Origin of the sequence: Virgibacillus tibetensis (genome assembly GCF_036026595.1) — a bacterium.
GTDB classification, from domain to species: Bacteria; Bacillota; Bacilli; order Bacillales; family Amphibacillaceae; genus Virgibacillus_P; species Virgibacillus_P tibetensis.
Genome location: NZ_JARZFX010000010.1, coordinates 17,194 through 42,297, shown reverse-complemented (window position 1 = coordinate 42,297; position 25,104 = coordinate 17,194). Strand labels below are relative to the sequence as shown.

Here is a 25,104-nt window from a genome sequence, read left to right as displayed (position 1 = left end):
AAGCTGTCGAATATTGTTTTTGTAAGATAATACCACGTCTGTGAATTAAACTTTGTGAACAAAAATGCAAGCGCCCACTAGAAGCCGGACGTGGCCTATTCTTTAAACCTAAGTAGTACAGATCTCAATTTATACATTATGTACCATATAAAAAATTAATGAGGAATTTGCATGCACATTGAGCAGTTACAATTAAAAAACTACCGGAATTATGAAAAATTAGCTATTTCTTTTGATGATAAAATCAATGTCATTATTGGAGAAAATGCGCAAGGGAAAACCAATTTGATGGAGGCTATTTATTTATTGGCTTTTACGAAGTCCCATCGCACCACACGTGAAAAAGAACTTATCCAATGGGATAAAGAATATGCTAAAATAGAAGGTAGGATTACGAAACGAAACCGGGCTTTTCCACTTGAAGTTATAATTTCTTCAAAAGGAAAGAAGGCGAAGTTAAATAGAATAGAACAAAAACGATTGAGTAACTACATTGGTGCATTGAATGTGGTTATGTTTGCACCAGAAGATTTAACGCTGGTAAAAGGATCTCCCCAAATTCGCAGACGTTTTATAGATATGGAGCTTGGGCAAATACAGCCAAGATACATCTATCACCTGGGGCAATATCAAAAGATTCTTAAACAACGAAATCATTTATTAAAACAAATGCAGCGAAAACAAAAACAAGACAAAACAATGTTAGATATTTTAACAGAACAACTGGTAGAACATGCTGCCACCCTATTGGAAAGGCGGTTTGTTTTTTTAGATTTATTACGTAAATGGGCAAGTCCGATCCATTATGGGATAAGTCGGCAGCTCGAAAAGCTTGAAATTAAGTACAATCCCTCAATTGAAGTATCAGAAGAGGTAAATAAGGAAAAAATAGAATCTATCTATTTAAATAAATTTCATGAGATCCAGGAGAAAGAAGTGGAGCGTGGAACCACATTAATTGGTCCACACCGAGATGATCTCATCTTCTATGTGAATAATAAAGATGTTCAGACTTACGGGTCTCAAGGTCAACAGCGGACAACAGCTTTATCAGTAAAGCTGGCAGAGATAGAACTCATTTATAATGAGGTTGGCGAATACCCTGTTTTACTCCTTGATGATGTACTGAGTGAGCTGGATGATTACAGGCAATCACATTTATTAAATACAATTCAAGGAAAAGTGCAAACCTTTGTATCCACTACCAGTGTTGAAGGTATTAACCATAAGACACTTGAAAAAGCAGAAATAATTAGAGTACACGATGGGAAGGTAGTTACATAATGTCGGAGGGATACGATGTTTATTCATATAGGGAATAATAATGTGATCAGGTCAAAGGATGTTATTGCAATAATTGATTATAATTTAATATCCTCCTCGATTATCATGGAAGAAATGATGACAGAGTCAAGTAAGAAAAAAATTGTTGTGGGACCAACAGTGGATGCTAAGTCTGTAATGATTACAAGAGATGTAATCTATTACAGTACGTTATCTGTTTCAACATTAAAGAAACGAGCAAGTATGATTTCAACGATTAGTAAGTTAGACGATTTTTCAGACGAGCTCGAATAAAAAACATAACATAGTATGTGCAATGTGTTTAAGAAAAAGAAATGGGTGTGAAAACATGTCGACAGATAATAAGGTTACAAAAGAACAAGCATATGGCGCAGATCAGATTCAGGTACTTGAAGGGCTGGAAGCGGTTCGCAAAAGACCTAGTATGTATATTGGTACTACAAGTGAAAAGGGTTTACACCACCTTGTATGGGAAATTGTTGATAATAGTATTGATGAGGCTTTAGCCGGTTATTGTGATCATATTCAAGTAATAATTGAAAAAGACAATAGTATAACAGTAAAAGACAATGGGCGTGGAATTCCAGTTGATATTCAGAAGAAAACAGGAAGACCAGCGCTTGAAGTGATCATGACTGTTCTCCATGCCGGGGGTAAATTCGGCGGTGGTGGTTATAAAGTTTCAGGAGGACTGCATGGTGTAGGTGCTTCCGTTGTAAATGCTTTGTCTACCAGTCTTGAAGTTCATGTTCACCGTGATAATAAAGTTCATTACTTACAATTTAAAAAAGGTGTGCCACAAGGTGAAATAGAAATTGTTGGAGATACAGATATAACTGGAACAGTGACGCATTTCTCTCCAGATCCGGATATTTTTAGTGAAACCATTGAGTTTAATTTTGAAATATTAGCTCAGCGTTTACGTGAATTGGCATTTTTAAATAAAGAAATAACAATAACAATTGAAGATAAACGTACAGATGAAGAGCCTGTTAATTATTATTATGAAGGCGGCATACGCTCCTACGTAGAATATATCAACCGTAATAAAGAGGTATTGCATGAGCCATTTTATGCTGAAGGATCAGAACAGGGGATAAGTGTTGAAGTTGCTATTCAATATAATGATGGTTTTGCAAGTAATCTTTACTCTTATGCGAACAACATAAACACGTATGAGGGTGGTACGCATGAGTTTGGATTTAAAACCGGATTAACACGTGTAATAAATGATTATGCAAGGAAGAACAATCTATTTAAAGAAAATGACCCGAACTTGAGTGGAGATGATGTACGCGAAGGCCTAACTGCTATCGTGTCAATTAAACATCCTGATCCACAATTTGAAGGACAAACAAAAACAAAGCTTGGTAATAGTGAGGTTCGTACCGTTACTGATTCGGTATTCAGTGAGCTGTTTTCTAAATTTTTATTCGAGAATCCTACGGTAGCTAAAATAGTTGTCGAAAAGGGATTAATGGCTTCTCGCGCAAGAGCAGCTGCGAAAAAGGCACGTGAGCTGACCCGAAGGAAAAGTGCGTTGGAAATATCCAATCTACCTGGGAAGCTGGCTGATTGTTCGTCTAAAGATGCACGAATAAGTGAGCTTTATATTGTAGAGGGTGACTCAGCTGGAGGGTCTGCAAAACAAGGGCGTGACCGCCACTTCCAGGCTATTCTTCCACTACGTGGTAAGATTTTAAACGTGGAAAAAGCACGCTTGGATAAAATTTTATCCAATAATGAAGTACGGGCGATGATTACTGCACTTGGTGCTGGTGTTGCAGAAGAATTTGATATTTCTAAAGCACGATATCATAAAGTAGTTATCATGACAGATGCCGATGTGGATGGCGCCCATATCCGTACTTTACTATTAACATTCTTTTATCGTTATATGCGACCACTGATTGAAAATGGCTTCATTTATATTGCACAGCCACCACTATATAAAGTGCAACAAGGAAAAGCTGCACATTATGCTTATGACGAAAAAGAAATGGAACGGATAATTAGTGAACTGCCTAAATTACCAAAGCCCGGATTACAACGTTATAAAGGTCTTGGTGAGATGAATGCTACTCAGCTTTGGGAAACTACAATGGATCCCGAATCCCGTACACTGCTTCAGGTTGAACTGCGTGATGCGATAGACGCTGACCAGGTTTTTGATATGTTAATGGGCGATAAGGTTGAACCACGAAGAAACTTTATAGAAGATAATGCACAATATGTTAAGAATTTAGATATATAGAATAACTAGTTAAGACATATTTAACCGAGTAAAAAACGATATAGATAATTGTAACCACTATAGTGGATAGGCTGACTTAACAGGGTACGATTCGAAATCAAAAAACACCTGTAAGCACTTCCTGTAATAGTGAATGGAGGTAGTAATTCAATGGCGGATCAACAACGTTCTAATGTTAAAGAGATAAATATCAGCCAGGAAATGCGTACATCTTTCTTAGATTATGCAATGAGTGTTATTGTGGCTCGTGCCCTTCCGGATGTACGTGATGGCCTTAAGCCTGTTCATCGTAGAATATTATACGCAATGAATGATCTTGGTATGCACTCTGACAAAGCGTATAAGAAATCTGCACGTATTGTCGGAGAAGTTATCGGTAAGTACCACCCACATGGTGATTCAGCGGTATATGAAGCTATGGTTCGGATGGCACAGGACTTCAGCTACCGTAATATGCTGGTAGACGGACACGGAAACTTTGGGTCTGTAGATGGCGATTCTGCTGCTGCTATGCGTTATACAGAAGCAAGAATGTCTAAGATTTCGATGGAATTATTACGTGATATCAATAAAGATACAATAGATTATGCAGATAACTATGATGGTAGTGAACGGGAACCAGTTGTTTTCCCTGCTCGTTTTCCCAACTTACTTGTCAATGGAGCATCAGGTATCGCAGTAGGCATGGCAACCAACATACCACCACATAATCTTGGTGAAACAATTGATGCTGTTCTGGCTGTTAGCAGGGATCCTGAGATTACAATTGATGAACTGATGGAAAATCATATTCATGGACCGGACTTTCCAACTGCCGGTTTAATTCTCGGCCGAAGTGGTATTCGCAAAGCATACGAAACAGGAAAAGGTTCTATTACAGTTCGTGCTGAGGTTAATATTGAAGAAAAAGCAAACGGTAAGGCTACAATCCTAGTGACTGAACTTCCATATCAGGTTAATAAAGCAAGACTGATTGAGAAAATTGCTGAGCTGGTTCGTGATAAGCGAGTTGATGGTATTACAGACTTACGAGATGAGTCTGACCGTAACGGTATGCGTATTGTTATGGAACTTCGCCGTGATGTTAATGCTAATGTAGTTTTAAATAATTTGTATAAGTACACAGCACTGCAAACTACCTTTGGGGTCAATATGCTGGCATTAGTAGATGGACAGCCTAAAGTGCTTACTATAAAACAATGCTTGGAACATTACTTAGATCACCAGAAAGTGATTATCAAACGTCGTACAGAGTTTGAATTACGTAAAGCGGAAGCACGTGCCCATATTTTAGAAGGGTTACGTATTGCATTAGATCACCTGGACGAAGTAATTGCACTTATTCGTAACTCGAAGACAGCTGATATTGCACGTGATGGCCTAATCGAACGCTTTAGCCTCACTGAAAAACAATCTCAAGCTATTTTGGACATGCGTTTGCAGCGTCTTACTGGCTTGGAACGTGAAAAGATCGAAAACGAATATAACGAACTTTTAAAACTTATTAATGAATTAAAAGCTATTTTAGCGGATGATGAAAAAGTACTGGAAATTATCCGTGAAGAGCTTACAGAAATAAAAGAGCGATACGGTGACCAACGTCGTACAGAACTGGTCGTTGGTGGTGCAGATTTCTTTGAAGATGAAGATCTAATACCTGAAGAAAATATTGTTATTACACTAACACATCAAGGGTATATTAAACGTCTTCCATCATCAACATACCGCACACAAAAGCGTGGAGGACGGGGTATCCAGGGAATGGGTACAAATGAAGATGATTTTGTTGAACATTTAGTATCCACATCCACCCATGACACGATTCTTTTCTTTACAAATAAAGGAAAAGTATACAGGGCTAAAGGATATGAAATTCCGGAGTTTAGCCGTACCGCAAAGGGTATTCCAATCATTAACCTCCTGCAAATTGAAAAAGGGGAATGGGTAAACGCAGTTATTTCGGTTACTGAATTCAGTGAGGATAGTTACTTATTCTTTACAACAAGGCATGGAATATCGAAACGAACCACCTTGGCACAATTTGCAAACATCCGTAAAGGCGGGTTGATCGCAGTTGGTTTACGAGAGGAAGACGAACTGATTTCCGTTCGGCTGACTGACGGAAATCAAGACATGATGATTGCAACAAGAAATGGTTATCTCATCCGTTTCCCAGAAGATCAAATTCGATCTATGGGCCGTACTGCAGCCGGGGTGAAGGGAATCTCCTTACGCAAGGACGATCACGTAGTATCGATGGAAATACTCCAGGAGGATTCCAAGATATTACATGTGACCGATAAAGGGTATGGAAAACAAACACCTGAAAAGGAATATCGAATTACTAAACGTGGAGGTAAGGGTATTTTCACATGTAATTTAACAGATAAAACAGGTAGCGTAGTAGCTGTTAAAGCTGTTACTGGTGATGAAGACCTGATGTTAATTACAGTCGCTGGTGTATTGATCCGTATCCCTGTAGTGGATATTTCAGAAACTGGTCGTAATACGATGGGAGTGCGCTTAATTCGTCTGCAGGAGGATGAAGAAGTGGCAACTGTCGCAAGAATCGATCGTGATGAAGAAGAAGAAATGGAAGAGACTGCTGAAGAAGTAGTGAATGAGGAAGACAATCAAACAGAAGATCCATCGGAAGAGTAAAGTAAATAGTTAGTTGTAAGGTGACTCATGTGTTTTGGAGTCACCTTACTTATAGAGGTTGTTCAAAAAGTCACCAAATGATAAGCGTCGAATCTCTTCGTTGGCTTACTTTTCCGCTACTCACGTATTAATAGCATACGTTCCGTTGCTCAAAGCTACGCCGCCTCGATCTTCTCGCTTCTAATTCGGCACCTTTTTGAACACGCATTTATATAATAAATACTAGGCTTACTGGGAGGGGATTACATGCGTGTGGAACCATCACAACTTGTTCCGGGCTGTGTGTTATTAAATGAGGTCAAAGGCAAATCAAATAAAGCACTCATACCACAAAAAACAATTTTAAATGAAGAGCATATTCTGTTCTTACAAAAATTCTTAATTCATTCGGTAGATGTTTCTTCCAAGCTAGTAGACGGAGAGGAATTTATACCAAAAGAAGTACATGAGGAAGAAACGGAGCAAGAGCTTTCACAAGAAAATAATGAATCCAATCTACTGTTTAAAGATCATTACCATCAAGCGGTATCTACTTATAAAGTGTTATTTAATAAATGGGAAAATGGTTTTCCTATTGACATGCCTTATATTAGAAGGGTTATCATACCCTTATTTGAACGAATGGATGATATCAGTAATGCAGTATACACGCTTCATCATTATGCAAACAAAAAGGATTATTTCTATTACCATGGAGTAGCTGTGGGTCTCCTTTCAGCCTATTTAGGAAAGAAAATGGGTTTTTCTAAAGGAGAATGGCTTCAAATCGGATTGGCAGGATTTTTAAGTGATAGTGGTATGGCAAAAATACCTCCAGCAATAGTTACGAAAAGCAGTTCATTAACGTATCAGGAAATAGATGAGGTGAAAAATCACCCGACGTATTCATATCGCTTAGTCGAATCTATTCCAACAATTACCCAAACAGTAAAGTTAGCTGTTCTGCAGCATCATGAACGTATGGACGGGAGTGGCTATCCACTTGGGTTAACTAAAGAAAAAATCCATATTTATGCACGTATAATTGCAGTTTGTGATATGTATCATGCGATGACTACTGAGCGAATCTACAAGGAAAAACAGTCTCCATTTAAAGTGATTGAAGAAATACAAAAAGAACAGTTTTCAAAGCTTGATCCACAGGTAGTTAAGGCATTTATTGATAGTTTGGCTAATTTTTCAATCGGCACAAAGGTGAGACTTTCAAACGGACAGTTGGCAGAAATTGTGTTTATTGATGCCAGAAAGCCGACTCGACCTATGGTTCGTATGGGAGATAAGGGAGAGATTATCTCCTTACAGGATAACCTAAATCTGTTTATTGATGAAATCATGGGAAGCCAGTGAAGCTAGTACCTTTCGTTCTATACAGAATTAAATATTTCTTCCCCTAGCAATAAAGGTATTTTTTCTGCTGACTGCTCAATGAACTGTGCAATAAATGGAAAGTCAATATCTGGCTTTGTCACCAATAAATCGCCCCACCATTCTGCGTCATATCGACAAAGCATACTCAGGTTGTAAAGTAACAAGTAATGAACCATTACTTCGGATAGTGGCAGGAAATTTTCTCTATGGATTGGAAAAAAGATTTTCCCATTTTTATGCTTAAAGAATGGTCCGTCTACTCTGGTAAGCGGGCTCATTAACTCCATAGAGATTGCTGAATTGTCTATATCAGTATACTTAATTTCAGGCAAATATACTTTAATTCGCTGGATAAAAGCATTTGCAGTTAAATGATGGCTGTCTAATAAATAGCTTGGAAACTGGAGAAGCTTTGAATGAATTACACCGACTTGAATTAGCTTCCCTTTCTTCTGAAAGTCGAATAAAGTGTTCATTTCAGGAATTAAGGCAAAAAGATCCACCATTTTTACTTTCTCAAAAGGAAGTTTATTTTTAGCAAATAGATGAGTGGAAAAGTATGGAAACAAACCGTTTTGCTGTACTTTTACCTCATCATCCATAAAGGTATAATTTTTTCTTTTTCTTTTTCTGGCTGTAACACCATGAGAAAGAAGGCTTGTGGATTCTGGGTAGTCTGGACGTTTTGTAAGCAGGCATGCTTTTAATAAATGGACCATCCCATAAAAATACAAAACAGGCTGAGCAAACATATCCAGTCTTTTACCGTTTTCGTAGAACCTGTTGCCATGGTCTAGATAATATATAAATGCGCTGCAATTTTTATAACTTTTTGCTTCTGCATCTACAACTTCTATATTTTCATAACATTGTTGTAAGTAAGATTGTGCTGTCTGCTGTGATTTTAAAAATGTATAAAAATCGTTTATTTCCTTCATAAAAAATCAACCTCGTCACTGTTGTAATATTTTGAATCTATTTATTTTTTTTAGGTAGTTGAAAAAGCTCATATGTTGGCGTATTGTAAGTAAAAATAGAAGTATCTACCTAGTCTGCGTAGGAACAATAAATGCATACATAGTTAACTATAAAAGGAGGATGAAGATGAGAGAAGATAAGTTTTCTAAAGAAGGTTTAACGTTTGATGATGTGCTGTTGATGCCTGCTAAATCAGAAGTATTGCCGAAGGATGTTCAGGTAAGTACAGATTTAACATCTAATCTAAAACTGAAGGCACCTTTTATCAGTGCCGGAATGGACACAGTAACAGAAGCCTCCATGGCTATTGCAATGGCCCGTCAAGGTGGGTTTGGTGTTGTTCATAAAAATATGTCAATTGAAGATCAAGCAGAACAAGTTGACCGAGTGAAGCGTTCAGAAAGTGGAGTTATAACAAATCCGTTTTTCCTTACGCCAGAACATCAAGTTTATGATGCTGAGCATCTTATGGGTAAATTCCGTATATCTGGTGTTCCGATAGTTAACTCAATTGAAGAAAAGAAATTGGTAGGTATATTGACGAACCGCGATTTACGTTTTATTCAGGACTATTCCATTCTGATCTCGGAAGTAATGACGAGTGAAAACCTTGTCACAGCTCCAGTAGGAACGACATTAGAAGAGGCTGAGAAACTTTTGCAGCAATTTAAGATTGAAAAGCTGCCATTAGTAGATGAGAGCGGAATCCTAAAAGGTCTGATTACCATTAAGGATATTGAAAAAGTCATTGAATTTCCAAATGCAGCGAAAGACACACAGGGCAGATTACTTGTAGGTGCTGCTGTAGGGGTTACGGCTGACGCTTTAAAGCGTATCGAAAAACTCGTTGATGCTGGTGTAGACGTAATTGTAATTGATACTGCACACGGACATTCACAGGGTGTAATTGATCAAGTCAAGAAAGTCCGTCAATCCTATCCAAATTTAGATATTATTGCTGGTAATGTAGCAACTGCTGAAGCAACGAAAGATTTAATTGAAGCAGGTGCATCGATTGTGAAAGTTGGAATCGGTCCTGGATCAATATGTACCACACGCGTGGTAGCAGGTATAGGAGTTCCACAGATAACAGCAGTTCATGATTGTGCAGTAGCTGCTCAACCGTATGGTGTTCCAATTATCGCAGATGGAGGCATCAAGTATTCGGGTGATATTGTAAAAGCTCTGGCAGCAGGTGCACATGCTGTGATGTTAGGAAGTATGTTTGCAGGTGTTAGTGAAAGTCCGGGGGAAACGGAAATTTTCCAGGGAAGACAGTATAAGGTATACCGGGGAATGGGATCAGTTGGTGCTATGAAAGCGGGATCGAAGGATCGTTATTTCCAAGAATCATCTGAAGCCAAGAAGCTTGTACCTGAAGGCATTGAAGGTAGGGTTGCCTATAAAGGGCAACTTGCAGACACCGTTCACCAGTTAATTGGTGGTTTGCGAGCCGGAATGGGCTATTGTGGGACAGGCTCGATTGAAGAATTACGCCGTGACGGTCAGTTTATCCGCATTACAAATGCTGGTTTGCGTGAGAGTCACCCACATGATGTGCAGATTACGAAAGAGGCGCCCAATTACTCTGTATAGCAACTAGTATTTATTACCTGTGTAAATTTTATAGATAGGGACTATTCCCTGTCTATTTTTTTGTATTTTTATGTGGTAAAATAGCTAAGGTGCTCCATTTTAATTTTAATGAAGGTAAATGGGCAGTACCCCCATATAAAGTTTCACTTCATGTGAATGCAGCAACGATAAGCGTAAACTACAACTTGGAGGTAAGAAAGTTGAAACAAACTATAAAACAAAGTTTTTCATTTTTACTTATAGGGTTACTAACAATTTCGGCAGTGATTACACAGCCAATGTCTGCTCATGCAGAAACGTTTGATGTAGAGGCTGAATCAGCTATATTGATTGATGCTGCTACAGGGAAAATACTGTACGCTAAAAATACAGATGAAGCATTGCCTCCAGCTAGTATGACTAAAATGATGACAGAATACCTTGTATGGGAAGCAATCGAAAATGGACAAATAAGCTGGGAAACAACAACGGAGATCAGTGACTATCCATACAGTATTTCAGCAAATAATAATTTTTCTGGTGTTGGTTTAAGACAGAATAAAGAATATAATGTAGAAGAACTATATGAAGCTATGGCAATTAACTCAGATAATGCGACATCCATAGCACTAGCTGAACTCATTGCTGGTTCAGAAGGTGAATTTGTTAAAATGATGAATGCAAAGGGAGAAGAAATGGGTCTTCCTGAATTTGAATTTGTTAATACTACTGGACTCGATAATGAATCACTGGGTGAAAATTACCCTGAAGGAACAGATCCAAATGCTACCAACCTGTTATCAGCCAGGTCATCAGCAATGCTTGCTTATTATTTAATTCAGGATTATCCTGAGTCATTAAAGATATCCAGCGTCCCTTCAACAGAATTTGAAGGAAAAGAGATCCGTAATTGGAACCATATGCTGCCACATGAAACAACTTTCTTAAAACAATTTTTCTATGAGGGGGTTGATGGATTAAAAACAGGCTATACTGATTTAGCTGGATATAGTTTTACTGGAACAGCAGAACGAGATGGACAACGTTTAATATCTGTAGTTATGAAAACAGATAGTGAAATAGAACGATTCCGCCAAACCGCAAAGCTTTTTGATTATGGGTTTTCTAAATTCGAATCACAGGAAGTATTCCCGGTTGGTTATCAAGTAGAAGATCAATCAGAAATTCCTGTTGCTAAAGGAAAAGAGGACTCAGTAAGTGTGTCTATCAATGAGGCAGTTACTATTCCGATTAAACCTGATGAAGCAGATCTTTACGGTCTTAACTATACAATCGATCAAGATAAATTAAATGCTGATGGCAAGTTATCAGCTCCGATTGAAAAAGGCGAAGTGATTGGAACAGCGGAACTTGTATTTGAAGGTGACATTGATTATGGATATATCTTCTCTGATAACAGCAGTTTCATTGACTTGGTTGCTGATGAATCAGTAGAAAAGTCAAACTGGTTTATGCTCACTTTAGGGGCAATAGGAGACTTCTTCGTTGATATATTTTCTTCAGCGGTAGATTGGATAAAAGGATTATTTAATTAATTTATAACTAAAAAACTTAGGGGGAAACAAGATGACAAACACAGGTACAGATCGCGTAAAACGAGGTATGGCAGAAATGCAAAAAGGCGGCGTCATTATGGATGTAGTAAACGCTGAGCAGGCAAAAATCGCTGAAGAAGCAGGGGCAGTTGCTGTTATGGCGCTAGAACGCGTTCCTTCTGATATCAGAGCAGCGGGTGGCGTTGCTCGTATGGCCGACCCGACAATAACAGAAGATGTGTTGAATGCAGTATCTATTCCGGTTATGGCAAAGGGCCGTATTGGTCATATCGTTGAAGCTCGCGTATTAGAAGCGATGGGCGTTGATTATATTGATGAGAGTGAAGTCTTGACTCCTGCAGATGATATCTTTCATTTAAATAAATCTGATTATACTGTACCATTTGTCTGTGGTTGCCGTAATTTGGGAGAAGCTGCACGCCGTATTGGTGAAGGTGCATCTATGCTGCGTACAAAAGGCGAGCCAGGTACTGGTAATATTGTAGAAGCAGTTCGTCATCTACGCCAAGTTAATTCGGAAATTCGTAAACTTTCAGCAATGTCCAGAGATGAAGTTATGACATTTGCAAAAGAAATCGGTGCACCTTTCGAACTCTTATTGCAAATTCGCGAAGAAGGTCGCTTACCAGTTGTTAACTTTGCTGCAGGCGGGGTCGCTACACCATCTGATGCGGCATTAATGATGGAATTAGGCGCTGATGGAGTTTTTGTCGGCTCTGGTATCTTTAAATCAGATAACCCAGCTAAATTCGCAAAGGCAATTGTTGAAGCAACTACACACTATAAAGATTATAAGTTAATTGCTGAGCTTTCAAAAGGTCTTGGAACTGCAATGAAGGGTATTGAAATGAGTACAATTGCAGCACATGACCGTATGCAGGACCGCAGCGAGTAGAAAGAAGGAATTCATATGACAACGATTGGTGTTCTGGCACTACAAGGTGCTGTACGAGAACATATTAGATCTATAGAGGCATGTGGAGCTAGTGCTGTTGAAGTTAAACGTAAGGAACAGCTTGATGAAATAGATGGGTTAATTCTTCCAGGTGGCGAAAGTACAACAATGCGCCGCCTGATTGATAGCTATGGCTTTTTCACAGCAATTCAGGATTTCGGTAAACAGGGGAAACCTGTCTTTGGTACTTGTGCTGGGTTAATTTTAATGGCAAATGCTATTGATGGGCAGGACGATGCACATCTGGGATTGATGGATATGAAGGTGGCTCGCAACGCATTTGGCAGACAAGTAGCTAGTTTTGAAGCATCCCTTAAAATTGCACATGTTTCAGAGGATTTTAATGCAGTGTTTATTCGTGCACCGTATGTGTTGGAAGTTGGCAAAAGTGTAGAAGTTCTGGCTACTTACCAGGATCGCATTGTTGCGGTAAGGCAAGGCCAATATGTTTGTACTGCTTTTCATCCGGAACTGACAGATGATAATCGGTTTATTGCATATTTTGTTCAAATGGTGGAAGAATCTTTACAAACACTTGCATCTTAAACAGAAATTAGCTATGATGATATATAATTAAATGCAATCCTTAAAATTCGCTTTTCGTTAATAGTGTTGATAGGAATTAGTAATAGCAATTCTATCTTAAGAGAGTCGATGGTTGGTGCGAATCGATGTTTGAATGCTGTGAATCCATCCTTGAACTGGTTTATGGAACAATTAGTTGGTGTTCAAAAATAGGATAAAAATGTTGAACAACATCTATTAGTAAATAAACCCGGTTAAGTACCGTTAATAACTGTGAGCCGGAAGAGTAATTTCTTCAACAAGGGTGGCAACGCGGGAATAATACTCTCGTCCCTATTAGATAGGGACGGGAGTTTTTTGTTTGAAAAATTTTAGCAAGCTTGTTTCTGACAGCTCAACTAATAAATTAATTAGGAGGAAATTGACATGTTAGACATGAAATTTTTACGGAATAATTTTGATGAAGTAAAGGCTAAGTTAACCAAACGTGGCGAAGATCTATCGGAACTTGAAAAATTTGGAGAGTTTGATGAAAAACGCCGTGAGTTAATTGCTGAAACGGAAAAACTGAAAGCAAAGCGTAATGAAGCATCTAAACAGATCTCTGTTTTAAAGAAGGAGAAAAAGGATGCAGATCCTGCTATTAAAGAAATGCGTGAGGTTGGAGATAAAATCTCCGCACTTGATAAAGACCTTAAAGGAATTGAAGAGAAACTTGATCATATGATGCTCTCCATTCCAAATATTCCACATGAAAGTGTGCCGGTTGGTGCAGATGAAGAAGATAATATTGAAGCGCGAAAATGGGGAGAGGTAAAAGAATTTGGCTTTGAAACTCAACCCCACTGGGATATAGCAACAGGCTTGGACATATTGGATTTTGAACGTGCTGCTAAGGTTACAGGAAGCCGTTTTGTCTTTTATAAGGGCCTCGGCGCCAGATTAGAACGAGCGCTTTTAAACTTTATGATGGATCTTCATGCGGATGAGCATGGTTATGAAGAAATGCTTCCACCATATATCGTGAACCGTACGAGCATGATAGGAACTGGCCAGCTTCCTAAGTTTGAGGAGGATGCATTTAAACTGGAAGAGTGGGATTATTTCCTGGTTCCAACTGCAGAAGTTCCAGTAACAAATTACCATCGTGATGAAATTTTCAGCATAGAAGATTTACCGAAAAAATATGTAGCATTCAGTGGCAGCTTCCGCTCTGAAGCAGGATCTGCCGGTCGGGACACACGTGGATTAATCCGTCAGCATCAATTTAATAAAGTAGAGCTAGTTCATTTTGCTAAGCCAGAGGATTCGTATGAAACATTAGAAACACTGACAGGAAATGCTGAGAAGGTACTACAGCTGTTAAATCTCCCTTATCGTGTGATGAGTATGTGCACAGGTGATTTAGGCTTTACAGCAGCTAAGAAATATGATATCGAGGTGTGGATTCCAAGCCAGAATACGTATCGTGAAATCTCTTCTTGCTCAAATTTTGAAGACTTCCAAGCAAGGCGTGCTGGCATACGTTTTCGACGTGATGCAAAAGGAAAACCGGAATTTGTTCATACGTTAAATGGTTCTGGTTTGGCAATCGGCCGAACGGTAGCTGCTATTTTAGAGAACTATCAGCAGGAGGATGGCACGGTGATTGTACCTGAAGTGCTGCGTTCATATATGGGTGGCAAAGAAGTTATTAACTAATTAACTCAACTTTCCAACCAAAATAGTTGTTTATTACTCAAAATCTATAAAGTGCGACTTAACTTGATATTGACGTAACTCCGCTACGGAAATACACTTCCCTTTCCGCGGGCGGCTGGTGAGCCTCCTTGTGCTATCGCACGTGGAGTCTCACCTATGCCTTTCCTCCCGCAGGAGTCTACGTATATTTCCTCCGCTGATATGATGTCCAATAATGGGACGATAGTAATTACTTTATTGATCAAGACAGGAACTTTCACTATTATGGCAGTTGATTGGAACGTAGGACAGTCGACGCCTGTGGAAAGCGACTGTGCGAATTGGAAATCAACATAGCAGTTACGTCGTCTTTTATATCATAGGCGATGATAAAGAACAAAAAGTTAACGATAAGCGGATACTCTCACTGTACTTTTCCAATACTGGTTTTAGGGTTAATTTACCAAAAAAAATGTCGGAAAAAGCAGCAAAAATAATTGACACTAAAAATGATGCATGATATATTATATCTTGTCGTCACGGAGGTATACCCAAGTTCGGCTGAAGGGATCGGTCTTGAAAACCGACAGGCGGGTCAAACCGCGCGGGGGTTCGAATCCCTCTACCTCCTCCATTTATTTTAAAACAGCGCATAATTTTGGAGATATTAAAAACCGTTACTAATGTAGCGGTTTTTTTACTATATACTACAGTTAATTACCCTTCATCTTTAATAAATCAGTGAAGCAAATATGGAAGTTTTCATTGCTCTAATTGTTGTAATTGACTCGTATCTTCTATCTTAACTTATAGTAGATCCTATGTTTATTTTAGCTATTTTTAGTTATTTACAATTTTAATCTTGGATGGTTGACAATAGTATAATACGATTTTATAAGTACATACTTTTATAAAATTACTTACTGGGTGCGGCTTAGATTATATCTTAATAAGGGAGTTTATTAAAATGAATAAAAAAATCGCATTTATCGGTGCAGGATCAATGGCTGAGGCTATTATCGCCGGAATAGTGAAAGCAGAAATAGTGGATGATGAGCAAATTATTGTTACAAATAAAAACAATAAAGAACGAATTGATAGGTTGCAAAAAAGGTACCATATACAAAGTATTGTGGATAAAGAGAAAGTTATACAACATGCAGAAATCATTATACTTTCAACCAAGCCCTACGATCTCGAAGCTGCCATCCAGTCAATAAAAGAGTTTGTTAAACCAAATCAGTTATTTATTTCAGTAGTTGCCGGGATATCGACGGATACTATTACTGATTTAATCGGCGTTAATGCACCAGTTATTCGCGCAATGCCTAATACATCTGCATCTATTGGCTATTCTGCGACAGCTATTTCAGCCGGGAAGTATGCGACAACTGAACAGCTTAAAGAGGCAAAGGAGTTGTTTGAAACAATTGGAACAACTGCAATTGTTGAGGAAGATAAAATGCATATCGTAACAGGGATTTCCGGAAGTGGTCCTGCATATATTTATTATCTAGTAGAAGCAATGGAAAAAACTGCAGTAGAGTCAGGATTAGATAGAGAAACAGCGAAAGATTTAATCGCTCAAACAATTCGTGGCGCAGGTGAAATGCTGAAAAAATCAGGAGAACCAGCGGATGTTTTACGAAAAAAAATAACCAGCCCTGCAGGAACTACACAGGCAGGTCTCGAATCATTGGAGAAGAATGATTTTCAGAGAATTGTAAAGGAATGTGTGGAAAATGCACGCGACCGCTCGATTGAATTAGGTAAGAGCAAATAGAGGAGGTGTTTCGGTGCCGATTTGTGCTCATTGTGGAAAGCGGTGGAGTTATAGAGAGACATTGAAGAAATCATTTCGTATTAAAATGATCTGTGCCTATTGCCACGAAGGCAATTATTACTCCGCCAGAGGGCGAATGAAAAGTACGATAATTCCTGTTGTAGTGTCACCTTTCATCCTATTTTCAAGTATTTTATTGGATTTATCAGTAACCTGGGTAACTGTATTGGCAATTGTATTATTAGTTATTATTTTATCTGTTACACCTTTCTGGATTGAGCTAAGTAAAGAAGAAGAGGCATTATGGTAGGTTATTTTAAGTGATTAATCTTAACTCGTTGTTAAATATAAACTGCAATGTAATTTTTTACTGATGTAATTTGCGGCCCAAAGCAAGAAATGAACATTGCTATTACGTCGCAGTTATCAATAGTGACTAAAGCTGGGGCGGCACCTGAAATAAGGTGCCATCCATTACTTCATCAATTCTCTCGACTTCCATCCTCTGGATTGCTGAATAAAGTGACCAATCTTCTCTAAAATAGGTTCAACTGAGTCTTCTTTTTTCATTAAATCATAATCAGATATATTAATCCGTAAAATTGGACATGCCGTAAAGTTATTGATCCATTCCTCATATCGGTTATACATTTCTTGCCAATAGGCAATTGGTGTACTTTTTTCCATTTTTCGGCCTCGGTCCTGAATACGATCCAACACCTCACCAAACGACCCCTCCAGATAGATGAGCAGGTCTGGGTGTGGGAAGTATGGAGTCATTACCATTGCATCAAAAAGGTTCGTATAGGTTTCATAATCTGTTGCAGACATGGTCCCGTTATCGTAATGCATTTTGGCGAATATTCCTGTGTCCTCGTATATAGAACGATCTTGAATAAATCCTCCACCATATTCAAAGATCTTCTTTTGTTCTTTAAAACGCTCTGCTAGAAAGTAAATTTGTAAATGGAAGCTCCAACGTTCAAAGTCAGCGTAGAATTTCTCCAGATACGGATTTGTATCTACTTTTTCAAAGGAAGTTTTAAACTGGAGCGCATTTGCCAGGGCATTTGTCATTGTTGATTTACCTACTCCAACCGTACCTGCAATCGTTATAATGCTATCATTTGGAATAAGGTATTTTTCTCGTAAATTCATTTTTAGTTCCCCTTTAAACGTATTATCATTTTAGCACAGTAGCGTTTTTTAAATGCTTGTTGACATGTTCAATAATATCTTCTAAATCATCTTGATGGCGGACAAAGTCCTTTTCATCCCCATTGATGCGAATGACAGGGATGTTTGGATGCAGCAACTCAAATTCATTCATGTAAGCTTTATAATCCTGTGCAAGCTGCGCAAGATAGGAAGGCTTAATATTTTGTTCAATATCCCTGCCCCGGTTACGAATTCGTTCTAGTATTGTATCCAATCCGGCATGTAAATAAATCATCATATTCGGTACAGGCATGTCTTTAGTTAAAATATGGTATATCTGTTCATATTTTTCAAATTTATCAGCTTGTAGCGTTCGTTTAGCAAAAATCATGTTCTTTGATATATGATAATCAGCAATAACTGCTTTATTTTCATTTAAATATTTGGTTTCAATATCCTCCAACTGTTTAAAACGATTACATAAAAAAAACATTTCTGTTTGAAAGCTCCATTCATCTATATCATCATAAAATTTGCCCAAAAAAGGATTTTCTTCGACAATTTCTTTTAATAAATGAAAATCAAAATGGACAGAGAGTTTTTTTGCAAGAGATGTTTTTCCAATCCCAATCGGCCCTTCTATTGCAATAAAAGGTACTTCTGCCATAGCTATTCCTCCTATCAAATCAATCCCAACGGATGTTTTTTATTTTATCATAGAATACATATCCCGACCATGTCGAAAAAATTCTTCTTCCCTAAGTAGTAATAATTTTGTATAATGAGTATTACTTGTTTTAAAATTCATTGCCCTCGTAGCTCAGGGGATAGAGCATCGGTTTCCTAAACCGTGTGTCGCAGGTTCGAATCCTGCCGAGGGCACCAACTCAATTTAAATTCATTGCATTGTACCCTCATACTTTTACTAACATACTTACATTTCTCTACTAAGAAGCTAAGATTCGACAAAAATATAAAGTAGAAAGGAATTACTACTATGAGTTTAACTAAAAAAATTATTATTGCTCTTATCTTAGGGGTCATCGTTGGTGTTGGGTTGAGTTTTTCATCACCGGAATTGTTTGCTCCTATTGATACGTATATATTAAATCCGATTGGACAGTTATTTTTAAATTTAATTATGATGATTGTAGTACCGATTGTTTTTGTATCAATTGTTTTGGGGACGGCTGGTTTAGGAGAGCCTGCTAAGCTTGGAAAAATCGGTTTGCAGACAATTTCCTTTTATATTGTAACTACTGCGGTTGCTTTAATTATTGGTCTTGGAGTAGGTTATATACTCGAACCCGGTAAGGAAGGGGTTTTTGATGTTAGCAGTGCTGAGTACGAAGCTGCTTCAGCGCCCCCTATTATGGAAACATTGATTAATATTATTCCAACGAATCCGATAGAGGCAATGACTACTGGTAACATGCTGCAAATTATCGCATTTGCTATTTTCATTGGTATTGCACTTGCGGTACTAGGTGAGAAAACGAGCGGAATTTCCCGATTGTTTGAGCAGTTTAATGAGATTTTAATTTTCCTAGTTAACCTGATTATGAAGACTGCTCCATATGGTGCCTTTGCTTTAATAGCTTCAGCCATAGGTGATGCTGGGCTAGATGCGCTTGGCTCAATGGCAATGTATATGGTGGCAGTAATAATAGCGTTGATTATCCACGGGGCTTTTACGTACAGTTTGGCTATTTGGGGACTTGGAAAAGCCAGCCCTCTTAAATTCTATAAAGGATTCTTTCCGGCAATGTCTGTTGCGTTCAGTACGTCCAGTTCCAGTGCAACGTTACCTATTTCCATGAGGGTTGCTCAGGAAAACCTTGGAGTCAGAAAATCGATCAGCAGCTTTGTTCAACCATTGGGTGCAACTATAAATATGGATGGCACAGCTATTATGCAGGCAGTTGCAACTATTTTTATTGCTCAGGTATATGCCATTTCACTGGGCTTCACTGATATCGTCATGATTATTTTAACAGCCACTCTAGCTAGTATAGGAACTGCAGGTGTTCCAGGTGTGGGTCTGATCATGCTTGCAATGGTGTTAAACCAAATTGGACTACCTGTTGAAGGAATTGCACTTATTATTGGAGTTGACCGTCTGTTGGATATGCTGCGGACTTCGCTCAACATAACAGGTGATGCAACATGTGCTTATATAATTTCAGAAAATGAAAAACGAAATGATAGTAAAAAGGCACAACCAACTATATAACCTTTTAAAGACACACTTAATTAGTAGTAAGTGTGTCTTTTTTGTTCAGTGAATGGCTCAAGGTTACCCTGTCATAATCGTTGAATTTCGACAATAAGCAAGGTGTATAATCATTTTTACTTTTAAATTGTCATAAAATGTTCTAAAATAAGATTAGTTATCAAATATTTAAATAATTTACAATTAATTGTTTAAATTATTGCAAGCGATTTCAAATCTAACAATGAGGTGATCAGATGGATGTAAAACGAATACCTGCAAAAAAAGGGGACTATAATTTACAAAACTATGAGGAAATGTGTGAAACATTTTCATGGGATGATATGAAGCGTAACTTTACTTGGAATGAAACCGGAAAGGTAAACATGGCCCATGAGGCAATCGACCGCCATGCACAGGATCCGAATAAAAAGAACCAGACTGCCTTAATATATTCAGCTCCTAACCGAGAAGAAAAACTGACATTTGGACAATTAAGTGAACAGAGCAACAAGTTTGCAAATGTATTAAAAAAATACGATGTAACTAAAGGGGATCGCGTATTTCTATTTATGCCGAGGAGTCCTGAATTTTACGTTGCTTTCTTTGGTATTTTAAAAACAGGAGCAATTGCAGGTCCATTATTTGAAGCGTTTATGGAACAAGCAGTTCGTGACCGCCTGCAGGATAGTGAAGCAAAAATACTAATTACAACACCAGAACTGCTGGAAAGAGTTCCACAGGAAGATTTGCCGGCTTTGGAGAAAATAATCCTGGTTGGAGAGTCTGATGCTGGATCTGCTAGATATATTAACTACCATTCTGAAATGCAAACGGCATCTGCCAACTTTGCTATCGAGTGGGTAGACTTAGAGGATGGAATGCTACTTCATTATACATCTGGCTCAACCGGTAAACCAAAAGGTGTTTATCATGTACATAATGCTATGATCCAGCATTATGCTACAGGTGAATGGGTGCTTGATCTGAAGGAAGATGATGTTTACTGGTGTACAGCTGACCCAGGTTGGGTAACAGGAACAAGCTATGGTATCTTTGCCCCTTGGCTGCACGGTAATACGAATGTCGTGCGTGGAGGACGTTTCTCTCCGGAAGATTGGTATGGCACGTTGGATACACATAATGTAACGGTATGGTACACAGCTCCAACGGCCTTACGTATGCTAGTGAGTGCAGGTGAGGCAGTTGTAAATAAATTCGATTTGTCCTCCCTGCGCCATATAATGAGTGTTGGGGAGCCATTAAACCCGGAAGTTGTTACATGGGGATTAAAGGCCTTTGATTTACGCATTCATGATACATGGTGGATGACTGAAACAGGGGCACAGCTTATAGTAAACCTGCCTTCAGAAGAAATACGTCCAGGTTCGATGGGCAAACCAATACCTGGAATTAAAGCAACAATTGTCGATAATGAAGGTAATGAGATTCCTCCAAATCAGATGGGTAACCTGGCCATTAAGGAAGGTTGGCCAGCGATGATGCGTGCTGTTTGGAATAACCCCAGTAAATACGAAAGCTATTTCGTAAATGGCTGGTATGTATCAGGAGATAGTGCATACAAGGATGAAGATGGCTATTTTTGGTTCCAGGGCAGATTGGATGATGTAATTAATACAGCAGGTGAACGCGTTGGGCCTTTTGAAGTGGAAAGTAAATTGCTTGAGCACGCTGCTGTTGCTGAAGCTGGTGTGATTGGGAAGCCACACCCAGAACGTGGAGAGATAATCAAAGCGTTTATTACATTGAATGATGGCTATGAAAAGTCTGATGAACTACTTGAGGATATTCGACAGTTTGTAAAAACTGGTTTAAGTGCTCATGCGGCACCACGGGAGATGGAAGTAAGGGACTCAATTCCTAAAACACGCAGTGGTAAGATCATGCGTCGGCTGCTTAAGTCATGGGAATTAGGATTACCAACAGGAGATACTTCTACGTTGGAAGAATAATAAAAACAAAAAAAGTTAGTCATTCGTCTAAAAGGAGACGAGTGGCTAACTTTTTAATGGTTAACTTCATATAATTTTGCTACAGCTTTTCTATAAAGTGCGACGTAATTTTTTATTGACGTAACTCTGCTCCGGAAATACACTTCACCCAAAGGGGTGGCCGCTGAATGAACCGGGTAGAACGCGGGATAAAGCTGAACAAGCGCTGATAAATTTTTCTGACCGCGGGATTAAGCAAGCCGACTGCTGAATGAACGCAGCATTATACAGAGATTCTTGATTATGCTGATATATCTTCCGCTGGACCAAATATTTCAAAATGAATATCATCGTTTGCTACATTAAATTTTTTCAGGTTCTGATATGCTGCACGCATGAATCCTTTAGGTCCACAGAAGTAAAATGCCGCATCATTTGTTGGCAAAATAGACGATAGCCATTCAAAATCGATATAGCCTTCTTTATCACATTTATCATCTTTAAGAGGACTATCATATATCGTATAGGAAGTAACCTTCTCATAATCACTGGTAATTTCTGCTACTCTATCTTTCATCGCGTGAAGGTTTCCGGATTTTGCTGCATGAATAAAGATTACTTCACGTTCAGGTTGTTCTTTAATAACAGTTTCCAGCATACTCATCATTGGTGTTAAACCAACTCCACCGCTTATTAATATCAATGGGCGTGAATCTGTCTGATCAAGACTGAAATCCCCTGATGGGGCACTAATTGGCAGCACGCTGCCTTCCTGTATTTTTTCATGTAAAAATGTGGACACGATCCCAGCTGGATTAGCACCTATTGCATCTTCACGTTTTACGCTAATACGATATACCCCTTCTGTGGGTGCACAGGATAAGCTGTATTGTCGCAGATGTTCATTAGGCTCACCATCGATCTTGGCTTTCACGGTGATGTACTGTCCCGCTTTGTAGGATGGGAAGAGATTACCATCGACAGGCTCTAAATAAAACGATGTAATTACATCACTTTCTACTATTTTTTTAGTAACTTTAAAATTACGAAAGCCAACCCATCCACCAGTAGTATTCCTGGTTTCCTCATACATTTCCTCTTCAATCGTAATAAATACATCTGCAATCACACCATATGCTTTACCCCAAGCTTCGATAACCTCGTCAGTAGCTGAAGAACCTAACACGTCCTTCATTGCTAGTAATAAATATTTCCCAACGATAGGATACTGTTCAGGCTTAATATTTAAGCTTCTATGTTTGTGGGCAATTTGTTTTACATGTGGCAGGATCTCTTCCAGTTGATCAATATGCAGTGCAGCAGCGTATACAGTGTTTGCTAACGCTTTGGATTGATCTCCTTTACGTTGATTGGTTTGGTTAAATATATTTTTTAATTCTGGGTGATTTTCTAACATAAGCCCGTAAAATCGGCTTGTAATTTCAGCTCCACGCTCTTGTAAAATAGGTACAGTTGCTTTTATAATATCTTTTGTTTGCTGATCTAACCCTATTGTAGCTTGTGTTGTCATTGTAAAGCACTCCCTTTGGAATTTTAAAGATGTATTTTGAATACACCTTTATTGTATAATGAAAATAAACACTATGACAATAGGGGAAACCTACTTTGTGTTACAATTATGTGAAGTCATTAACAAAGGAAGATATGAATGAATTTAAAAAAATATACAGATTATGCTTTACGAGTTTTAATCTTTACTGGAATGAAATCGGATGGTGAACTCGCAAGTATTAGGGAAATCTCTGGTGTATACGATATTTCACAGCATCATTTAGGGAAAATTGTTCACGAGCTGACAAAGCTTGAATTAATTGAATCTATCAGAGGAAGAGGCGGAGGTATTCGCCTGGCTAAACCACCAGAAGAAATTAATGTTGGTTTAGTTGTTCGTCAACTTGAAAATGACTTTGTTCTACTGGAATGCTTTGATAAAGGTATCAATCATTGTGTCATCTCACCTGGATGTACATTGAAACATGCTTTGAATAAGGCTTTACACGCTTTTTTAAAGGTGCTGGATGAGTATACTATTAAAGATCTGATAGTTAATGAAAATGAGCTTAGAGAGTTAATGGGGCTCAGCAAATGATGTTTCAATTTGTCGAAAATGGGAAGACCTATCTATGTAGTAATTTCTCTAAGAAGGAGCGGATTATTCATGGGTAAAAGAATAGCAACAGTTATTACTGATTTATTCGAGGATGTAGAATATACAGATCCTGCTAAAGCATTTAAGGATGCTGGCCATGAAGTAGTAACTATTGAAAAGGAAAAAGGAAAAGAAGTAACAGGGAAAAATAAGGAAGCAGCAGTTACAATTGATAAAGGGATTGATGAAGTAAATCCAAGTGATTTTGATGCCTTATTTATCCCTGGAGGATTCTCTCCAGACCAATTGCGGGCGGATGAACGTTTTGTAAAGTTTGCTAAGCATTTTATGGATGAGAAGAAGCCTGTACTCTCTATTTGTCACGGCCCACAGCTGTTAATTACAGCGAGAGCATTAGAAGGCAGAAAAGCAACTGGATATACTTCCATCCTGGTTGACATGGAATACGCGGGTGCAAAGGTAGTAGATGAGGAAGTAGTGGTTTGTAACAATCAATTGGTAACAAGTCGTAACCCAAATGATATTCCTGCTTTTAACCGAGAATCGTTAAATGTATTAAAATAGAACAAAAGCGCGGGCTTCCTTAAACTTCAGGAATCAATGTTGATTTAGATTATAATAAAGGGGGTGGGAAATTGAGCTACAGCTTTAGCGCTGGCCGATGGAAACGCCACGTCCTTGAAAAAGAGAACACTTTGAATGGTGAGATGTATTTCAAAGAAGCCTTCCTTGTCCTGTCCGTTAGAGCCGGATGTGGCTCTTTCTGACAAACAACTTTATAAACCAAAAATTTTGTACTTTCTACTCAAAAGCGAAACTAACCCCAGATAGGTAACTGGTTCCCTTTTGAGGTGCTAACAAGGAAGAACAATGCAAATCACTTAAGAATTGGCATTGAAATTCAGAATAAAGATAGAAGAGTAATTTGCAAGCTTTCCTGCTATTTTACTATGTTAGGAGAAATAAGGTAATGAAGACTCGGTTGCGGTT

20 protein-coding genes, 2 tRNA genes and 1 other annotated feature are annotated in these 25,104 nt (G+C 38.4%); of the genes, 18 read left to right on the top strand and 4 right to left on the bottom strand.

Annotated features, from left to right (window positions below; genetic code table 11):
- Positions 1–171 precede the first annotated feature (171 nt).
- The 5 genes from recF to QGM71_RS16185 all read left to right on the top strand — a co-directional run bounded on the left by recF (position 172) and on the right by QGM71_RS16185 (position 7,567).
- A complete protein-coding gene (gene recF, locus QGM71_RS16205) occupies positions 172–1,284 on the top strand; it encodes a DNA replication/repair protein RecF (RefSeq protein ID WP_327608611.1) in 1,113 nt (370 codons plus the stop codon).
- Positions 1,285–1,299: 15 nt separating this feature from the next.
- Positions 1,300–1,578 (top strand): extracellular matrix regulator RemB, encoded by a 279-nt coding sequence (gene remB, locus QGM71_RS16200; RefSeq protein WP_327608610.1) that lies wholly within the window; start codon positions 1,300–1,302, stop codon positions 1,576–1,578.
- Between the two features lie 55 nt (positions 1,579–1,633).
- Positions 1,634–3,559, top strand: coding sequence for a DNA topoisomerase (ATP-hydrolyzing) subunit B (gene gyrB / locus QGM71_RS16195; protein WP_327608609.1), 1,926 nt, complete (start codon positions 1,634–1,636; stop codon positions 3,557–3,559).
- Positions 3,560–3,709: 150 nt separating this feature from the next.
- Positions 3,710–6,220, top strand: coding sequence for a DNA gyrase subunit A (gene gyrA / locus QGM71_RS16190; RefSeq protein ID WP_327608608.1), 2,511 nt, complete (start codon positions 3,710–3,712; stop codon positions 6,218–6,220).
- 246 nt (positions 6,221–6,466) lie between these two features.
- A complete protein-coding gene (locus tag QGM71_RS16185; RefSeq protein ID WP_327608607.1) occupies positions 6,467–7,567 on the top strand; it encodes an HD-GYP domain-containing protein in 1,101 nt (366 codons plus the stop codon).
- A 17-nt stretch (positions 7,568–7,584) separates the two neighbouring features.
- On the opposite strand, the gene QGM71_RS16180 is transcribed toward QGM71_RS16185, so the two are convergent.
- Complete coding sequence (locus QGM71_RS16180; RefSeq protein WP_327608606.1) at positions 7,585–8,526, bottom strand: YaaC family protein; 942 nt, start codon at positions 8,524–8,526, stop codon at positions 7,585–7,587.
- 166 nt (positions 8,527–8,692) lie between these two features.
- Between QGM71_RS16180 and guaB the strand changes: the two genes are divergently transcribed.
- From guaB to QGM71_RS16140, 8 genes are all read left to right on the top strand, one after another.
- Positions 8,693–10,162 (top strand): IMP dehydrogenase, encoded by a 1,470-nt coding sequence (gene guaB, locus QGM71_RS16175; protein WP_327608605.1) that lies wholly within the window; start codon positions 8,693–8,695, stop codon positions 10,160–10,162.
- 200 nt (positions 10,163–10,362) lie between these two features.
- Complete coding sequence (locus QGM71_RS16170) at positions 10,363–11,697, top strand: serine hydrolase (protein WP_327608604.1); 1,335 nt, start codon at positions 10,363–10,365, stop codon at positions 11,695–11,697.
- A gap of 31 nt (positions 11,698–11,728) precedes the next feature.
- Positions 11,729–12,613: a pyridoxal 5'-phosphate synthase lyase subunit PdxS gene (pdxS, locus tag QGM71_RS16165; protein WP_327608603.1), complete on the top strand. Its 885-nt coding sequence runs from the start codon at positions 11,729–11,731 to the stop codon at positions 12,611–12,613.
- A gap of 15 nt (positions 12,614–12,628) precedes the next feature.
- Positions 12,629–13,219 carry a pyridoxal 5'-phosphate synthase glutaminase subunit PdxT gene (gene pdxT, locus QGM71_RS16160; RefSeq protein WP_327608602.1) on the top strand — a complete coding sequence of 197 codons (591 nt, stop codon included), beginning with the start codon at positions 12,629–12,631 and terminating at the stop codon, positions 13,217–13,219.
- Between the two features lie 57 nt (positions 13,220–13,276).
- Positions 13,277–13,536: a binding site (T-box leader), on the top strand.
- An 88-nt stretch (positions 13,537–13,624) separates the two neighbouring features.
- On the top strand, positions 13,625–14,899 hold the full coding sequence (gene serS, locus QGM71_RS16155) for a serine--tRNA ligase (protein WP_327608601.1): 1,275 nt from the start codon (positions 13,625–13,627) through the stop codon (positions 14,897–14,899).
- Positions 14,900–15,419: 520 nt separating this feature from the next.
- Positions 15,420–15,512: transfer RNA gene (locus QGM71_RS16150), tRNA-Ser, on the top strand.
- 333 nt (positions 15,513–15,845) lie between these two features.
- The gene (gene proC / locus QGM71_RS16145; RefSeq protein ID WP_327608600.1) at positions 15,846–16,661 is read left to right on the top strand and encodes a pyrroline-5-carboxylate reductase; all 816 of its coding nucleotides are present in this window, start codon (positions 15,846–15,848) and stop codon (positions 16,659–16,661) included.
- A 13-nt stretch (positions 16,662–16,674) separates the two neighbouring features.
- Complete coding sequence (locus tag QGM71_RS16140; RefSeq protein ID WP_327608599.1) at positions 16,675–16,971, top strand: TIGR04104 family putative zinc finger protein; 297 nt, start codon at positions 16,675–16,677, stop codon at positions 16,969–16,971.
- Between the two features lie 164 nt (positions 16,972–17,135).
- On the opposite strand, the gene QGM71_RS16135 is transcribed toward QGM71_RS16140, so the two are convergent.
- Both QGM71_RS16135 and QGM71_RS16130 read right to left on the bottom strand, forming a co-directional pair.
- Positions 17,136–17,819, bottom strand: coding sequence for a deoxynucleoside kinase (locus QGM71_RS16135; protein WP_327608598.1), 684 nt, complete (start codon positions 17,817–17,819; stop codon positions 17,136–17,138).
- A 25-nt stretch (positions 17,820–17,844) separates the two neighbouring features.
- Entirely contained in the window at positions 17,845–18,486 is a 642-nt protein-coding gene (locus QGM71_RS16130) for a deoxynucleoside kinase (RefSeq protein WP_327608597.1), read from the bottom strand.
- 142 nt (positions 18,487–18,628) lie between these two features.
- Here QGM71_RS16130 and QGM71_RS16125 point away from each other — a divergent pair.
- The 3 genes from QGM71_RS16125 (at position 18,629) to acsA (ending at position 22,004) form a co-directional block, all read left to right on the top strand.
- A tRNA-Arg gene (locus QGM71_RS16125) sits at positions 18,629–18,704 on the top strand.
- Positions 18,705–18,816: 112 nt separating this feature from the next.
- Complete coding sequence (locus tag QGM71_RS16120; RefSeq protein WP_327608596.1) at positions 18,817–20,052, top strand: dicarboxylate/amino acid:cation symporter; 1,236 nt, start codon at positions 18,817–18,819, stop codon at positions 20,050–20,052.
- Between the two features lie 236 nt (positions 20,053–20,288).
- On the top strand, positions 20,289–22,004 hold the full coding sequence (gene acsA, locus QGM71_RS16115; protein ID WP_327608595.1) for an acetate--CoA ligase: 1,716 nt from the start codon (positions 20,289–20,291) through the stop codon (positions 22,002–22,004).
- A gap of 280 nt (positions 22,005–22,284) precedes the next feature.
- Here the strand turns inward: acsA and hmpA are convergent, their stop codons facing one another.
- Entirely contained in the window at positions 22,285–23,514 is a 1,230-nt protein-coding gene (hmpA, locus tag QGM71_RS16110; protein ID WP_327608594.1) for an NO-inducible flavohemoprotein, read from the bottom strand.
- Positions 23,515–23,652: 138 nt separating this feature from the next.
- Between hmpA and QGM71_RS16105 the strand changes: the two genes are divergently transcribed.
- A complete protein-coding gene (locus QGM71_RS16105) occupies positions 23,653–24,093 on the top strand; it encodes an RrF2 family transcriptional regulator (protein WP_327608593.1) in 441 nt (146 codons plus the stop codon).
- 69 nt (positions 24,094–24,162) lie between these two features.
- Positions 24,163–24,678 (top strand): type 1 glutamine amidotransferase domain-containing protein, encoded by a 516-nt coding sequence (locus QGM71_RS16100; RefSeq protein WP_327608592.1) that lies wholly within the window; start codon positions 24,163–24,165, stop codon positions 24,676–24,678.
- The last annotated feature ends 426 nt before the right edge of the window (positions 24,679–25,104 follow it).

What these genes read in the sequence shown, in the direction of transcription:
- acsA (WP_327608595.1), top strand. Translation starts at nt 20,289, where the DNA reads ATGGATGTAAAACGAATACCTGCAAAAAAAGGGGACTATAATTTACAA.
- remB (WP_327608610.1), top strand. Translation starts at nt 1,300, where the DNA reads ATGTTTATTCATATAGGGAATAATAATGTGATCAGGTCAAAGGATGTT.
- QGM71_RS16135 (WP_327608598.1), bottom strand. Translation starts at nt 17,819, where the DNA reads ATGAATTTACGAGAAAAATACCTTATTCCAAATGATAGCATTATAACG.
- QGM71_RS16100 (WP_327608592.1), top strand. Translation starts at nt 24,163, where the DNA reads ATGGGTAAAAGAATAGCAACAGTTATTACTGATTTATTCGAGGATGTA.
- proC (WP_327608600.1), top strand. Translation starts at nt 15,846, where the DNA reads ATGAATAAAAAAATCGCATTTATCGGTGCAGGATCAATGGCTGAGGCT.
- pdxS (WP_327608603.1), top strand. Translation starts at nt 11,729, where the DNA reads ATGACAAACACAGGTACAGATCGCGTAAAACGAGGTATGGCAGAAATG.
- recF (WP_327608611.1), top strand. Translation starts at nt 172, where the DNA reads ATGCACATTGAGCAGTTACAATTAAAAAACTACCGGAATTATGAAAAA.
- QGM71_RS16180 (WP_327608606.1), bottom strand. Translation starts at nt 8,526, where the DNA reads ATGAAGGAAATAAACGATTTTTATACATTTTTAAAATCACAGCAGACA.
- serS (WP_327608601.1), top strand. Translation starts at nt 13,625, where the DNA reads ATGTTAGACATGAAATTTTTACGGAATAATTTTGATGAAGTAAAGGCT.
- QGM71_RS16120 (WP_327608596.1), top strand. Translation starts at nt 18,817, where the DNA reads ATGAGTTTAACTAAAAAAATTATTATTGCTCTTATCTTAGGGGTCATC.
- QGM71_RS16105 (WP_327608593.1), top strand. Translation starts at nt 23,653, where the DNA reads ATGAATTTAAAAAAATATACAGATTATGCTTTACGAGTTTTAATCTTT.
- gyrA (WP_327608608.1), top strand. Translation starts at nt 3,710, where the DNA reads ATGGCGGATCAACAACGTTCTAATGTTAAAGAGATAAATATCAGCCAG.
- QGM71_RS16185 (WP_327608607.1), top strand. Translation starts at nt 6,467, where the DNA reads ATGCGTGTGGAACCATCACAACTTGTTCCGGGCTGTGTGTTATTAAAT.
- guaB (WP_327608605.1), top strand. Translation starts at nt 8,693, where the DNA reads ATGAGAGAAGATAAGTTTTCTAAAGAAGGTTTAACGTTTGATGATGTG.
- QGM71_RS16130 (WP_327608597.1), bottom strand. Translation starts at nt 18,486, where the DNA reads ATGGCAGAAGTACCTTTTATTGCAATAGAAGGGCCGATTGGGATTGGA.
- pdxT (WP_327608602.1), top strand. Translation starts at nt 12,629, where the DNA reads ATGACAACGATTGGTGTTCTGGCACTACAAGGTGCTGTACGAGAACAT.
- hmpA (WP_327608594.1), bottom strand. Translation starts at nt 23,514, where the DNA reads ATGACAACACAAGCTACAATAGGGTTAGATCAGCAAACAAAAGATATT.
- gyrB (WP_327608609.1), top strand. Translation starts at nt 1,634, where the DNA reads ATGTCGACAGATAATAAGGTTACAAAAGAACAAGCATATGGCGCAGAT.